This window comes from Pantoea sp. EKM20T (assembly GCF_011800485.1).
Taxonomy (GTDB): domain Bacteria; phylum Pseudomonadota; class Gammaproteobacteria; order Enterobacterales; family Enterobacteriaceae; genus Pantoea; species Pantoea agglomerans.
This window is the reverse complement of the sequence record NZ_JAALFW010000006.1, coordinates 90456-104054: the sequence shown is the minus strand read 5'-3', so window position 1 is coordinate 104054 and position 13599 is coordinate 90456. Positions and strand designations below refer to the sequence as shown.

The 13599-nt window shown below is 58.3% G+C and carries 12 protein-coding genes and 1 pseudogene; 9 read left to right on the top strand and 4 right to left on the bottom strand.

Annotation, left to right across the window (positions count from 1 at the left end):
* Positions 1 to 37 precede the first annotated feature (37 nt).
* The 5 genes and pseudogenes from HFD94_RS12575 to HFD94_RS12555 all read left to right on the top strand — a co-directional run bounded on the left by HFD94_RS12575 (position 38) and on the right by HFD94_RS12555 (position 4232).
* A pseudogene (locus HFD94_RS12575) lies at positions 38 to 1058 on the top strand (hemin-degrading factor).
* A complete protein-coding gene (locus HFD94_RS12570) occupies positions 1055 to 1876 on the top strand; it encodes a hemin ABC transporter substrate-binding protein (RefSeq protein ID WP_122889632.1) in 822 nt (273 codons plus the stop codon). The pseudogene HFD94_RS12575 and the gene HFD94_RS12570 overlap by 4 nt, the downstream one beginning before the upstream one ends.
* Positions 1869 to 2867: an iron ABC transporter permease gene (locus HFD94_RS12565; protein WP_167433180.1), complete on the top strand. Its 999-nt coding sequence runs from the start codon at positions 1869 to 1871 to the stop codon at positions 2865 to 2867. The genes HFD94_RS12570 and HFD94_RS12565 overlap by 8 nt, the downstream gene beginning before the upstream one ends.
* Positions 2867 to 3643, top strand: a complete 777-nt coding sequence (locus HFD94_RS12560) for a heme ABC transporter ATP-binding protein (RefSeq protein ID WP_122889634.1) — start codon at positions 2867 to 2869, stop codon at positions 3641 to 3643. Before HFD94_RS12565 ends, HFD94_RS12560 begins: the two co-directional genes overlap by 1 nt.
* A 91-nt stretch (positions 3644 to 3734) precedes the next feature.
* Positions 3735 to 4232 (top strand): CinA family protein, encoded by a 498-nt coding sequence (locus HFD94_RS12555; RefSeq protein ID WP_010671076.1) that lies wholly within the window; start codon positions 3735 to 3737, stop codon positions 4230 to 4232.
* Between the two features lie 27 nt (positions 4233 to 4259).
* On the opposite strand, the gene HFD94_RS12550 is transcribed toward HFD94_RS12555, so the two are convergent.
* Positions 4260 to 5243, bottom strand: coding sequence for an MDR family oxidoreductase (locus HFD94_RS12550; protein WP_122889635.1), 984 nt, complete (start codon positions 5241 to 5243; stop codon positions 4260 to 4262).
* A 565-nt stretch (positions 5244 to 5808) separates the two neighbouring features.
* Between HFD94_RS12550 and HFD94_RS12545 the strand changes: the two genes are divergently transcribed.
* The gene (locus tag HFD94_RS12545) at positions 5809 to 7962 is read left to right on the top strand and encodes an ornithine decarboxylase (protein ID WP_022623848.1); all 2154 of its coding nucleotides are present in this window, start codon (positions 5809 to 5811) and stop codon (positions 7960 to 7962) included.
* 1153 nt (positions 7963 to 9115) lie between these two features.
* Here HFD94_RS12545 and mltC read toward each other — a convergent pair.
* From mltC to mutY, 3 genes are read right to left on the bottom strand one after another with little or no spacing between them, the layout of a single operon-like run.
* On the bottom strand, positions 9116 to 10195 hold the full coding sequence (mltC, locus tag HFD94_RS12540) for a membrane-bound lytic murein transglycosylase MltC (RefSeq protein ID WP_010248892.1): 1080 nt from the start codon (positions 10193 to 10195) through the stop codon (positions 9116 to 9118).
* A gap of 54 nt (positions 10196 to 10249) precedes the next feature.
* The gene (locus tag HFD94_RS12535; protein ID WP_003853409.1) at positions 10250 to 10522 is read right to left on the bottom strand and encodes an oxidative damage protection protein; all 273 of its coding nucleotides are present in this window, start codon (positions 10520 to 10522) and stop codon (positions 10250 to 10252) included.
* Positions 10522 to 11607, bottom strand: coding sequence for an A/G-specific adenine glycosylase (gene mutY, locus HFD94_RS12530; protein ID WP_033780716.1), 1086 nt, complete (start codon positions 11605 to 11607; stop codon positions 10522 to 10524). Before mutY ends, HFD94_RS12535 begins: the two co-directional genes overlap by 1 nt.
* Positions 11608 to 11761: 154 nt before the next feature.
* On the opposite strand from mutY, the gene trmB reads away from it, so the two are divergent.
* The 3 genes from trmB to HFD94_RS12515 all read left to right on the top strand — a co-directional run bounded on the left by trmB (position 11762) and on the right by HFD94_RS12515 (position 13589).
* Positions 11762 to 12481, top strand: coding sequence for a tRNA (guanosine(46)-N7)-methyltransferase TrmB (gene trmB / locus HFD94_RS12525; protein ID WP_010248887.1), 720 nt, complete (start codon positions 11762 to 11764; stop codon positions 12479 to 12481).
* Complete coding sequence (locus HFD94_RS12520; RefSeq protein ID WP_003853403.1) at positions 12481 to 12807, top strand: YggL family protein; 327 nt, start codon at positions 12481 to 12483, stop codon at positions 12805 to 12807. The genes trmB and HFD94_RS12520 overlap by 1 nt, the downstream gene beginning before the upstream one ends.
* A gap of 65 nt (positions 12808 to 12872) precedes the next feature.
* Positions 12873 to 13589: a DUF2884 domain-containing protein gene (locus HFD94_RS12515; RefSeq protein ID WP_010248885.1), complete on the top strand. Its 717-nt coding sequence runs from the start codon at positions 12873 to 12875 to the stop codon at positions 13587 to 13589.
* Positions 13590 to 13599: the final 10 nt, after the last annotated feature.

Sequence of the window (13599 nt, the reverse complement as noted above, 5' to 3'; positions counted from 1 at the left end):
TGCGCTGATGCAGGGCATTACTAAGAGAGCCTGAGTCATGAACCCGATTTATCAGCACTATCTTGTCCTTAAAGGTGAACAACCGAAGAAATATGCCCGCGACCTGGCCGCGCTGATCGGCATCAGCGAAGCGGAATTGTGTGAAGCGCGCATCGGCGTTGATGCCGTGGCGCTGAAACGCGATTTTCCGGCGTTGCTGAAGGCACTGGGCGCAGTCGGCGAAACCAAAAACATTACCCGTAACGCTTATGCGGTACATGAACACCTGGGTGAATACCACAATGTACAGATTGGCGCGCATGGTGGCCTGGTGCTTAATCCCCGTGCGCTCGATCTGCGCCTGTTCGTCGGTCAGTGGTGCAGCGCCTTTGCTCTGCAGGAGCCGACCGGGCAGGGCGTTCGTCACAGCATTCAGATTTTTGATCGTCATGGCGATGCGGTACTGAAAGTTTACGCCACGGAGCAGACCAGCATGGCAGCGTGGCAGACGCTGATCGCCGACTTTACCGACGCCGCTCGTGGTTGAGCCGGTTGCCGCTGCTCCCCTGACGGAGGCGATTGATGCCACCGCCATCGACCGTGAATGGCGCGCCATGACCGATGTTCATCAGTTTTTCGCGTTGCTGAAGCGCCACCAGGTGTCACGGCCGCAGGCGTTTCGCGCGGTGGGTGAGGATCTCGCCTAGCAGACCGGCAACGACGCACTTGAGCGCCTGCTACAGATGGCACAGCAGGCGGGCAATGAAATTATGATTTTTGTCGGCAACCGTGGCTGTACTCAGATTTTCACCGGAAGGGTAGAGAAGCTGCAGCCAGTGGAAAACTGGCTCAACATCTTCAATCCGAAGTTCACCCTGCATCTGATGGCTGATCAGATCTGCGAAAGCTGGGTAACACGCAAGCCAACGGGTGATGGCTTTGTTACCAGCCTGGAACTGTTCGCCGCCGACGGCACGCAGATCGCCCAGCTCTACGGTCAGCGCACGGAAGGTACGCCAGAGCAGTCACGCTGGCGCGAGCAGATTGGCGCACTCCGCACGCCGGGAGCGGCGGCATGAAAAGAGCGATGCTGTTATGGCTGCTGATGACGCTGCCATCACTGGCGGCGGAGCGGGTGGTGTCGATTGGCGGTGACGTCACTCAGATTATCTATGCGCTGGATGCCCAGTCACAGCTGGTGGCGCGCGACAGCACCAGTCTGCGTCCGGCGCAAGCCGCCCGACTGCCGGACGTGGGTTATATGCGCCAGCTCAACGCCGAAGGCATTCTGGCACTGAAACCGACGCTGGTGATCGCCAGCGCGCAGGCGCAACCGTCGCTGGTGCTGCAACAGATTGCCCGCGCGGGCGTCAGGGTGGTCACGATCAGCGGCGACAGCAGCCTGCAGGCGATTCCGCAGAAAATTATCACTGTGGGCCAGGCGCTGCAGCGTGAAAGCGAAGCTCAGGCACTGGCGCAGCAAATGACGCAGCAGATTCGCCAGTTGCCGCAGCAACCGCTGCCGGTAAAAGTGCTCTATATCATGGCGAACAGCGGCATGAAGTCGATGGCGGCGGGAAATCAGACTGCGGCCGATGGCGCCATTCGCAGCGCCGGGCTGGAGAATGCTATGGGCTCGGTGCCGCACTATCAGGCACTGTCGCAGGAAGGGGTGATCGCCGCCGCGCCGGATCTGGTGGTAATAGGCGAGGATGGCCTGAAAACCCTGGGCGGCGAAGCGCAGCTGTGGCAGTTACCGGGTCTGGCGCTGACGCCTGCCGGGCAGCAGCATCGTCTGCTGGTGATCGACACCATGGCACTGCTGGGGTTTGGTCTTGATACGCCGCGGGCAATCGTGAAATTGCGTCAGGCGGCGGAATCGCTGAACCATGATTAAGGATAATGCGCTGCGTGGCCTGGTGCTGATGCTGATCTTCCTGCTGGTGGCGATGGTGCTGGCGGCAAATCTGGGGGCGATGTCGCTTTCAGTGCGGGCGCTGTGGCAGGCACCGCTCAGCGATCTTATCTGGCAGATCTGGCTGGATATCCGTCTGCCGCGCGTGCTGCTGGCGGTGGTGATGGGCATGGCGCTGGCAGTCTCTGGCGCAGTGATGCAGGGTGTTTTTCGTAACCCACTGGCCGATCCCGGTCTGCTGGGGATCAGCAGCGGGGCGGGACTGGCGGTGGCGCTGGCAATCATTATTCCGCTGACGTTGCCGGCACCGCTGGCATTGTGGCTACCGATGATCGCCGCGTTTATCGGCAGTCTGCTGGTTACACTGCTGATCTTCAGTTTCAGTCGGCTGGCGCGCGGCAATCTTTCGCGGCTGTTGCTGGTCGGCATTGTGATTAATGCGTTGTGCGGGGCGGCGGTAGGCGTGCTGTCATGGCTGAGCAACGACCAGCAGCTGCGCCAGCTGTCGCTGTGGGGCATGGGAAGCCTCAGCCAGGCACAGTGGCCTGCACTGCTGATCTGCCTGCTGCTGATTCTGCCAGCCTTGCTGCTGTTACAGACCCGTGCCCGCCACCTTAACCTGCTGCAGTCGGGTGAAGAGGATGCGCACTACATGGGAGTTGATGTGAAGCGTACTCAGCATCAGTTGCTGATCCTCAGTGCGTTGCTGGTCGGTACGGCGGTCTCGGTCAGCGGCGTGATCGGCTTCGTCGGACTGGTGGTGCCACACGTGATGCGTTTTTGCCTTGGCGGCGATCACCGCTGGCTGCTGCCCGGCTCAGCGCTGGCGGGGGCGATTCTGCTGCTGCTGGCCGATACGCTGGCGCGCACTCTGGTGGTTCCGGCCGAGATACCGGTGGGGCTGCTGACCAGCCTGATTGGTGGTCCGTGGTTTCTCTGGCTGATTCTGCGTCAACAGCGAGGGCTGGAGTGATGGACATTTTACAGGCCAGGGGATTGTGTCTCGCGCGCGGCGGCAAAACCGTTATCGATAATCTCGATGTTACGCTGTCAGGTGGCGAGCTGGTGGCGCTGATTGGCCCCAACGGCGCGGGTAAATCGACGCTACTGCGGATGCTGACGGGATTTCTGTCGCCCGATCGGGGTGAGTGCTGGCTGGGCGATCGACGGCTGACGGCATGGCCGCGTGAGCAGCTGGCACGACGCCGGGCAGTGATGCGCCAGCAGAACAACCTGACCTTTGCACAGTCTGCGCAGTCGGTCGTGGCGATGGGCCGTGCGCCCTGGCCGGAGGCGCAGACGTCGCAGATTGTGGCTGAGGTCATGCGGCTGACCGGTTGTGAAGGGCTGGCGCAGCGCGATTACCGCCAGCTCTCTGGCGGTGAACAACAACGGGTTCAGCTGGCACGGGTGCTGACACAGCTCTGGCAGGAGGGAAGACCACGCGGCTGGCTGTTTCTGGATGAGCCGACTTCGGCGCTGGATCTCTTCTGGCAGCAGCAAACCCTGCGTTTACTACGCCAGCTGACGCGCGCCGGAGATCTCACCGTCTGCACTGTATTACATGACCTTAATCAGGCCTCCTTATGGGCCGATCGCATACTGCTGCTGCACGCAGGCCGACTGGTGGCACAAGGCTCACCGCAGACGGTGATGACGGAATCGACGCTGACGCGCTGGTACCAGGCCGATCTGCAGGTAGTGGCGCATGCCGGGAGTGGACAGCCGCATATCCAGCTGCGTATCTAGACCGTTTCGCTTTAAAAACATCACCTTGCGCGGTTTTATTCGCTGATTTTGCGCTATACCTGGAGTTCCGGACAGATTCAAGGAGACCATAATGGCAAAATCATTAGATCAGACCGCTGAGCAACTGGGTAATATTTTACTCTCTTCCGGACTTCATCTGGCGACCGCCGAATCCTGTACCGCCGGGCTGATCAGCATGACGCTGGCCGCGGTGGAAAACAGTGGAGACTTTTATACCAGCGGCTTTGTGACCTACAGCGAAAATGCCAAAATCCGTCTGCTGGGGGTGCGCCCTGACACGCTGAAACAGCATACGGCGGTGAGCGAACAGACGGCGCGGGAGATGGTGCAGGGCGCGTGTGCCCGCTCCGGCGAACCGGTCGGATTATCCATTACCGGCTATGCCGGACCGGATGGCGGCGAAGATGGTACACCGGCGGGCACCATCTGGTTTGGCTGGGTATTGCCCGACGGCAGAGACGAAGCGGAGTGCCATCAGTTCAGCGGCGATCCGAAATCGGTGATGGAGCAGGGGACACAGTTCGCGCTGGAAGGACTCATAAAACGGCTGCAGCGAGCCGATCGTTAAAGGCGCAAAACGCGCCTTTAAACAGGCTTAGCGGCAGTCGACAATCAGACGTCCCTGCACTTTGCCATCCAGCAATGCCTGCGCACCTTCTCTGGCTTCACTTAGCGGGATCACCCGGCTCAGCTTACTGAGCCGTTCGCTATCCATCAGCTCACCGAGTCGTTGCCACGCCTGCTGACGAAGCGGCTTCGGACACATCACGCTATCGACACCGGCCAGCGTAACGCCACGCAAAATAAAGGGTGCGACGCTGGCTGGCAGGTCGAGTCCCTGCGCCATACCACAGGCGGCAACCGCGCCGTCCCGCTGGGTGGCGGCCAGCACATTCGCCAGGGTGTGACTGCCGACGCTGTCTATCGCGGCGGCCCAGCGCTCTTTTGCCAGTGGCTTCCCGGGCCGGGAGAGTTCTTCACGGTCAATGACCGATGCCGCGCCCAGCGTTTCGATCAGATAGGTATGGTCGCTGGTGCGCCCGCTGGAAGCGATCACCTGATAACCCAGACGCGCCAGCAGGCTGACGCTATAGCTGCCGACGCCGCCACTGGCACCGGTTACCAGTACCGGCCCCTGTTCAGGTGTAATGCCCTGTTTTTCCAGCGCCATCACGCAGAGCATTGCGGTCAGTCCCGCCGTACCGATTGCCATGGTTTGCAGCGGACTCAGCGTGGCGGGCGGGCGCACCAGCCAGTCGCCACTGACGCTGGCTTTCTGTGCCAGGCCGCCCCACTGTTTTTCGCCCACGCCCCAGCCCGTCAGCAGTGCCACATCATCCTCTTTCCAGTCGGGATGGCGGCTGGCCGTCACCCGGCCAACAAAATCGATACCTGGCACCATCGGGAAGTGGCGCACAATCGGGCCTTTGTTACAGATAGCCAGGGCATCTTTGTAGTTCAGGGATGAGTAGCTGACGTCGAGCGTGACATCGTGGTCGGGCAGTTGAGATTCGGGGAGATCTTTCAGCAGGGAACGGTAACCTTGTTCGTCATTTTCAATGACCAGTGCCTTGAACATGCAGCCTCCGGCAGAGTGGGAAAGAGAAGATCAGTTTACGCCTGGCAGATGCAATGCGGTAGGGCAATGGCCCCGTCTCCCGGCAATGAAGACGACACGAGCGGAAAAACAGGCTGACAGCGGCAGTGAGTTAAGTGCATAAATCTGCATATAATTCAGATAATTAGTCGTATTGTGAATTTTTTATGATAAATAGACTATAAAAATCATGTTGTTACATGCGAAGAGGGTGACTGAATAATTACCTGGTTCGGGTTGTCCATGCCTGAAAAAGATGACATTATGACCGCCACTTTTTGACCCTGCTTCTTTGCCACAGAGGATGTCGCCATGTCCGGTTCACCGCGCATCCGCCCGGATTACCGTTCGCTTTTTCCGGCGCTCACCGGGTTATCCTCTTTTCCGATATCTCCGTTATTCACCATGCGGTGAGGCCAGCCAGGCAGCGGCTATGGATCTGCTCTCCACGGGCTGCGTAACGCCTTCTGACTGTTAAGTATTCGCCGGGGCACTGTCCCCATAATTGTGCCTCTGGCACTTCCTCCCTGACGTTAGGGATTCTGTTATGACTCCACTGAAAATTGCTGCCAGCGCCGCTGTGGCGCCCAGTCTGACCCTGAACACTGCGCGAGACGTGGTGACGCTGGATAACACCGACTTCACCGATGTGGCGGCGGTTGTCGTCTCGCTGGCGGATACCCGTAGCGGCGTGCTGGCGCTGCTGCGTCATACCGGCTTTAATCTGCCGGTGTTTGTCGCTAACGCGTTTGAAGAAGAGGTGATGCACCTGCCCGGCGTCAGCGGTGAGCTGAATGGCGATCCACAGGAGTGGATCGCGCTGGAAGCGGCTGCGCAGGCGTATGAAGCTGCGCTGCTGCCCCCTTTCTTCGAGACGCTGACCCGCTATGTCGATATGCAGAACAGCACCTTTGCCTGTCCCGGACATCAGGGCGGTGCGTTCTTTAAAAAGCATCCGGCGGGCAAACAGTTTTATGACTTCTACGGCGAGAATGTTTTCCGCTCTGATATGTGCAATGCCGACGTCAAACTGGGCGATCTGCTGATCCACGAAGGCTCGGCTAAAGATGCGCAGAAGTATGCGGCAAAGGTGTTTAACGCCGATAAAACCTACTTTGTGCTCAACGGCACCTCAAGTGCCAACAAAGTGGTGACCAATGCGCTGCTGACGCGTGGCGATCTGGTGCTGTTCGACCGCAACAATCACAAGTCGAACCATCATGGCGCGCTGATTCAGGCGGGCGCGACCCCGGTTTATCTTGAAGCGACGCGCAATCCTTTCGGCTTTATTGGCGGCATTGACGCGCACTGTTTTGATGAGGCTTATCTGCGCGAGCAGATCGCGGCCGTGGCTCCGCAGCGCGCGGCTGAAGAGCGGCCTTTCCGTCTGGCGATCATCCAGCTGGGCACCTACGACGGCACGGTCTACAACGCGCGTCAGGTGGTGGATCGCATCGGCCATCTGTGTGATTACATCCTGTTTGATTCCGCGTGGCTCGGCTATGAGCAGTTCATTCCACTGATGGAAGGCTGTTCGCCGCTGACCCTGCAACTGAATGAGAACGATCCCGGCATTTTTGTCACGCAGTCAGTGCATAAGCAGCTGGCAGGTTTTTCGCAGACTTCGCAGATCCATAAAAAAGATAATCATATTCGCGGACAGCGCCGCTTCTGCCCGCATAAGCGACTGAATAACGCCTTTATGCTGCACGCATCAACCAGTCCGTTTTATCCGCTGTTTGCCGCACTGGATATCAACGCCAGAATGCATCAGGGCGAAGCGGGGCGTCGCATGTGGGATGAGTGCGTCACGCTGGGTATTGAGGCGCGTAAAGCGATCCTGGATCGCTGTGAGATGATCCTGCCGTTTGTGCCGGAGACGGTAGATGGCCAGCGCTGGCAGGATGCGCCCACTGAGACGATCGCCCGCGATCTGCGCTACTTCAGCTTTGAACCGCAGGCGAAGTGGCACGGTTTCGCGGGTTATGCGCGCGATCAGTATCGGGTGGATCCCTGCAAGCTGCTGCTGACCACGCCGGGGATTGATGCGGCCAGCGGTGAGTATAGTGATTTCGGGATTCCGGCGACCATTCTGGCGAACTATCTGCGCGAAAACGGCATTGTGCCGGAGAAGTGCGATCTCAACTCAATCCTGTTCCTGCTGACCCCGGCAGAGAGTCCGGAGAAGATGGCCAATCTGGTGGCGATGCTGGCGCAGTTCGAACAGCACGTCAAAGAGGATGCGCCGCTGGCCGAAGTGCTGCCGACCATTTACCGCAAAAATGCCGAACGCTATGCCGGGTATACCCTGCGTCGCCTCTGTCAGGAGATGCACGACCTTTACGTCAGTCACAACGTCAAGGATCTGCAGCGCCTGATGTTCCGCGCCGCGGAGTTCCCGCCGGTCAGGGTGAATCCGCAGGATGCGCATCAGGCTTATATTCGCGGCGAAGTGGAGCTGGTGCCGATAGCCGAAGCGCAAGGCCGGGTTGCCGCAGAAGGTGCACTGCCTTATCCACCGGGTGTGCTGTGCGTAGTCCCTGGGGAAGTCTGGGGCGGCGCGGTGCAGCGTTACTTCCTGGCGCTGGAAGAGGGGCTTAATCTGCTGCCTGGCTTCTCGCCAGAGCTGCAGGGCGTTTACACCGAAGAGGATGACCAGGGACGGAAGTATCTGGTGGCCAATATGATAGTGGGGCGCTGATCTGAGCGTGGGCAGAGGCGGGTAGCGGCCCGCCTGCCTTTTTGTTCGCTGCGCGAACGGGGCTGAGAAGGTTTCGCCTGGCGGAGGTGTACGCTTTGCAGCGAGCTGGCACTTAATGGGTTTTCGCCCGGCAGGCCCTGTTCGCTGCGCGAACGGGCTATGAGAGGTTTTCGTTCGCTTAGCCGCGGGCTAACACTGAGCGGGTTCCGCCCGCCAGGCGATGGGGAGTTTCAGGTTGCCTGAGCAGGCGGACGCGTCAAGGGGCGGACGCCCGCCCCTTAACAATCCCGGCGTCCGGCTGCCTCCGCGCCCCGCTGTGCGGGGTGCCTTCGTCACGCCCTGCGGCCGACGGACCGTCCGGACTCGCCATCCCTGGCTCGTGCCGTCCTTTCGCCGACGTCCTGTCGGCTCATCCTGGCCTGCGGTTGTTCCTCAGCGCTTCGGACGCCTCTGGGAAACCCCCGCCTGTGATTTCTTTATGTTTTCTTTGGTGCACAGTTGCCTTGTGGTCTGAAAGCCAGTCTCAATTCCTGAAGTTCACCGCAACAATCTTAGTTACCTGAAAACGAGATAACAGCGGGTAGGGTTGAATGCCATTCTGTGTGCTGAGCCGAAAGTCAGAGGCAATCCCAAACTCACAGCGGCAGCGAACCCAACATAAAAAGAAGAGATAACAGCGAGGGGGTGGGGAGGCCGTCAGAGCCGCTGAGCGGATGAGGGATTTCAGGACGAGCGACAGGGATGTCGCGAAGAGGCGGGTTCGCGCCATGGATGGCGCGTCCCGCCGTTCCGTGAGAAATCCTGAAGAGGCGAAGGAACCGCGAAGCGGCGGTGAAGCAGGCCGGAGCCCGGGGTCAAGGGGGCGCGGCGACTGGCGCCCCCTTGTCGGTCGCCTGCAGAGGCGAATCTGAAACTGCCCGGCTAATCAGGCGAACGAAACCTTCTCATAGCCCGTTCGCGCAGCGAACACTCCCAGCTTCAGGCGCTGCACTCCTGATCGCCTGGCGGGCGGAACCCGCTCAGTGCATACCCGCGGCTAAGCGAACGAAACCTTCTCATAGCCTGTTCGCGCAGCGAACAATCCCAGCTTCAGGCGCTGCACCTAAGCCCGTTCGCGCAGCGAACACTCCCCCCGGCTTTAGCGCTGAGCCAATCAGAATCCCCGATAACTCTTCTGCGCGGTACTCACCTTATAAAGATAACGACGCGATTCCGCCGACGGATGCTGGTTCGCCAGGGTCGAATAAACTTTGCTCGGTGACATGCCGTTAATCATCGAAAACGCCCGATCTTTATCGCTGGAGAAGACGCGCAGCACGCTGCCTGCGCCGCCGTTATAGGCGGTGATCACCGCATAACGACGTGACACCGGATCCTGAATGCCGCCCAGATAGCTACGCTGCAACAGCGACAGATAAGCGGTACCCGCATCAATATTGTTCTCCGGATCCAGCAGATAGCTGCGGCTCGGCTTGCCCCATTTACCCTTCATGCGGAACACGTCAACACCGGCAGTATGCTGCACCACCTGCATCAGACCCAGCGCATCAGAATGGCTCACGGCGTAGGGGTTAAAGCTCGACTCGGTCTGCATAATCGCCAGAATCAACGAGGCATCGACACCATACTGATCGGCGGCTTTACGCACCATCGGCAGGTATTTGTGCGCACGCTTATCCAGGTGGTTCGGCACCATCGGAATTGAAATGGTGTAAATCACATGCAGACCCGAGGTGCGGCGCTGCAATTTATTCTGAATCAGATAGTCAGCAAAAGCTTCCGCGCGACCCTGCCAGCGAATCGGCTGACCGGTATTATCCAGCACCTGCCCATACAGCAGCGGCTCTTTACTGATTTCAATATCGTTGGCGTCAGAGTAGAGATCGACATTACCCGGATCTTCGCCAATCAACAGGGTGGTCACGATTGCCTGACGCAGGCTGGCCATAGGATCGGTGCCAGAAATCGTCTCGATGGTCAGCTTACCGCTTTCAAAGTTAATGTGGCTGCGGGTGTAATAGTTGTCGCTATATTTGACGTAATCTTTGGGTCCGGCGATCAGGACCTCATTGATACCCCAGATATTCTCAATATTATGAGCAAACTGCCCCATCAGAATATCAAAGGCGTTGGTATCTTTTACCCACTCCTCGTGGGACTGCTGTTTCTTTGACCCGGAACAGGAAACCAAAAGTGGTGCTATCACCAGCAGGGCGATTAATTTTTTATTCATTGGGAATGCAAGCCTGACCTGGATAACCGGCCTCAGCGATGAGGCCCGGAATGTTTACGCTTCTGGCGGTGTATAGCCTTCGATATGAACGTCTTTACCTTCGAACAGGAAATTGATCATCTCCTTCTCCAGCACTTTACGATCTTCGGGATTCATCATGTTGAGCTTCTTCTCGTTGATCAACATGGTCTGTTTCGCCATCCACTTCTGCCAGGCTTCTTTGGAAATGTCATTGTAAATGCGCTTACCCAGATCGCCCGGGTAGAGCTGAAAATCCTGTCCTTCCGCGTCGCGCTGTAAAAAAGTACAAAAAATAGTGCGGCTCATTATTCTTCCTCATTAATCTCACAACTGTTCAAAGCCAGTTGTCGGGGATGGCGCAGCTCGTGTAACAGGCGCTCAACGGGTGCGGCTAATCCCACAGATGGTGGCAGCGCTAAGTTATACCAGAGACCGCCTGCTTCATCCATCGCCGCCCCGACAGAAGGCCACGTCAGCCACATTGGCACGATATCGAGATGGAAATGGCTGAAGGTGTGACGAAACGCAGTAAGCTGCTGCGGTTTTGCATGGATGCCGCGGGCCGCCAGCCAGTCTGTCATCGCCGCTTCCGTTGTGAACTGCGGGAAGCAGAACAGGCCGCCCCACAAGCCCACAGGCGGGCGCTGCTCCAGCCAGACATCATCACCATCCTGCATCATCAGGAACCAGCCGCTGCGCTCTGGCAGCACCTGCTTAGGCTTCTTACCGGGATAGCTCGCCCAGCTGCTGCTGGCATACGCCTCACAACCGCTGTTCAGCGGGCAGATTTCGCACTTCGGCTTCGATCGGGTACAGACGATAGCACCCAGATCCATCATCGCCTGATTAAACTGGCTGACGCCCTCGGCGGGTGTGACCTCTTCGCTGATCTGCCAGAGCCGCTTTTCGACCTCTTTCTTACCCGGCCAGCCGCTGACAGCATAGCAACGGGCCAGCACGCGCTTGACGTTGCCATCCAGAATCGGGAAATGCTGCCCCAGTGACAGCGACAGGATCGCGCCCGCCGTGGAGCGGCCTACGCCGGGCAGGGCAGAGACATCATCGAAATTACGCGGGAACTCGCCCTGATGAACCTCGACAATCTGCTTTGCGGCTTTATGCAGATTACGCGCACGGGCGTAGTAGCCGAGGCCGGTCCAGAGATGTAACACCTCATCCAGCGGAGCCGCAGCCAGATCGGTAACCGTGGGGAAGCGCGCCATAAAGCGTTCAAAATAGGGAATAACCGTGGCAACCTGGGTTTGCTGTAGCATCACTTCGGAGAGCCACACCTTGTAAGGCGTTTTCTCCAGCTGCCACGGCAGGGTTTTGCGACCAAAGCGCTGATACCAGTCCAGCACCTGTTGCGCGAACTGCGGCGCTTGCATCATAAGAAGGAAATTTTCCGTGTTTACTCTACACTCAGGCAGGAATTCCAGCACATGCGCACCTGGGTGTAAACCGGAAGATTGCAAAGGCTTGCTTCTGCTTATGAACTTTGCATAATGCCCGTTTCCCGGAACAGGCTAACCAGCAGGCTTTTACATGATTAATGACGTCATCACCCCAGAATTTGATGAGAACGGGCGGCCATTACGCCGGATCCGCAGCTTTGTGCGCCGCCAGGGCCGCTTAACCAAAGGCCAGCAGCAGGCGCTGGACACCCTGTGGCCGGTCATGGGGGTGGAATATCAGCCGGAGCCTGTCGATCTGCCCGCGCTGTTTGGCCGCGAAGCCCCGGTGACGCTGGAAATTGGCTTTGGCATGGGCGCTTCGCTGGTAACGATGGCGCAGAACACGCCGCATCAGAACTTCCTGGGTATTGAAGTGCATGCGCCGGGCGTGGGTGCCTGTCTGGCCGCCGCCAAAGAAGCCGATGTGCAGAACCTTCGGGTGATGTGCCATGACGCGGTGGAAGTGCTGGAGAAGATGATTCCGGATAACTCGCTGCGCATGGTTCAGCTCTTCTTCCCCGATCCGTGGCATAAAGCGCGTCACAATAAACGCCGTATCGTCCAGGTGCCTTTTGCCGAGCTGGTGATGCGTAAACTGAAGCTGGGCGGCGTTTTCCACATGGCGACCGACTGGGAAGCCTACGCGGAGCATATGCTGGAAGTGATGAACAGCATCGATGGTTACCGCAACCAGTCAGAACAACAGAATTATGTGCCGCGTCCTGAGACGCGTCCACTGACCAAGTTTGAGCAGCGCGGGCAGCGTTTAGGCCACGGCGTATGGGATTTAATGTTTGAGAGGGTGAAATAATGGCCACACAACGCAGCCGCCGTTTACGTAAAAAACTGCACATCGATGAGTTCCAGGAACTGGGCTTCTCGGTTGCCTGGCGCTTCCCGGAAGGCACCAGCGAAAGCGAAATTGATGAGACGCTGAACCAGTTCATCAATGAAGCGATCGACCCTAACGGCCTGGCCTTCGATGGCAGCGGTTACCTGGTGTGGGAAGGTCTGGTTTGCCTGCAGAAAACCGGCAAATGCACCGATGAGCATCGTGCTCTGGTTCGTAAATGGCTGGAAGATCGCAAGCTGCAGGACGTTCAGATGACTGAACTCTTTGACGTCTGGTGGGACTAAGTCGTCACACAGTGTCGGGCTGAGGCCCGATCAAAGGGTTTCAGACCCGATCTTAGGGAGTAGATATGATGCGTAAAGCGCTTCTTGCTGTGCTGCTGGTGGCAGCAACCCAGGCTCAGGCAGCCTATGAATGCAGCGTTAAGCCGCAGGACGATGTGGTGATTAAGCCGCAGAGCGTGCAGGTGGTCGGTGCCAACGGCAATATGGAAATCTCGCCGCAGGGCGACGTGCAGTTCAATGGACAGAAGGTCACGCTCGATACGGCCGGACGCCAGAAAGCGATCGACTATCAGAACGCGCTGCGTCGCGATCTGCCGTGGATCGACAGCGGGGCGACATCACGTCTGGAGAAAGGGCGTGCGGCACTGGATCAGGTCATCGTTGAAAAACTGGGCACCGACAGCAACGTGCGTAATCGCCTGACCACGCTGAATGGTCAGCTGAAACAGCAGATGAACCGCATCATTGAACACCGTGAAGATGGGCTGACGTTCCACCATCAGGCGATTGATCAGGTTCGCGCCGAAGGTGAAAGGCTGGTGCAGTCGACACTGGGCGGCGTGATGCAGGATAGCCTGAACGAGATGGGCAGTAAGCAGGGCAGCGGCGGCAGTAATCCGCTGCAGGCGATTATGGGTAATCTGGGCGGTTTGCAGCAGTCGATTCAGGCTGAGTGGAGCAAGCAGGAGCAGGATTTCCAGAACTTCGGTCACGAGGTGTGTAATCGCGTTATTTCGTTGGAAGATCAGCGTAAACAGCTTACCGGCGCACTGAAAAAATAGGTCAACGCCT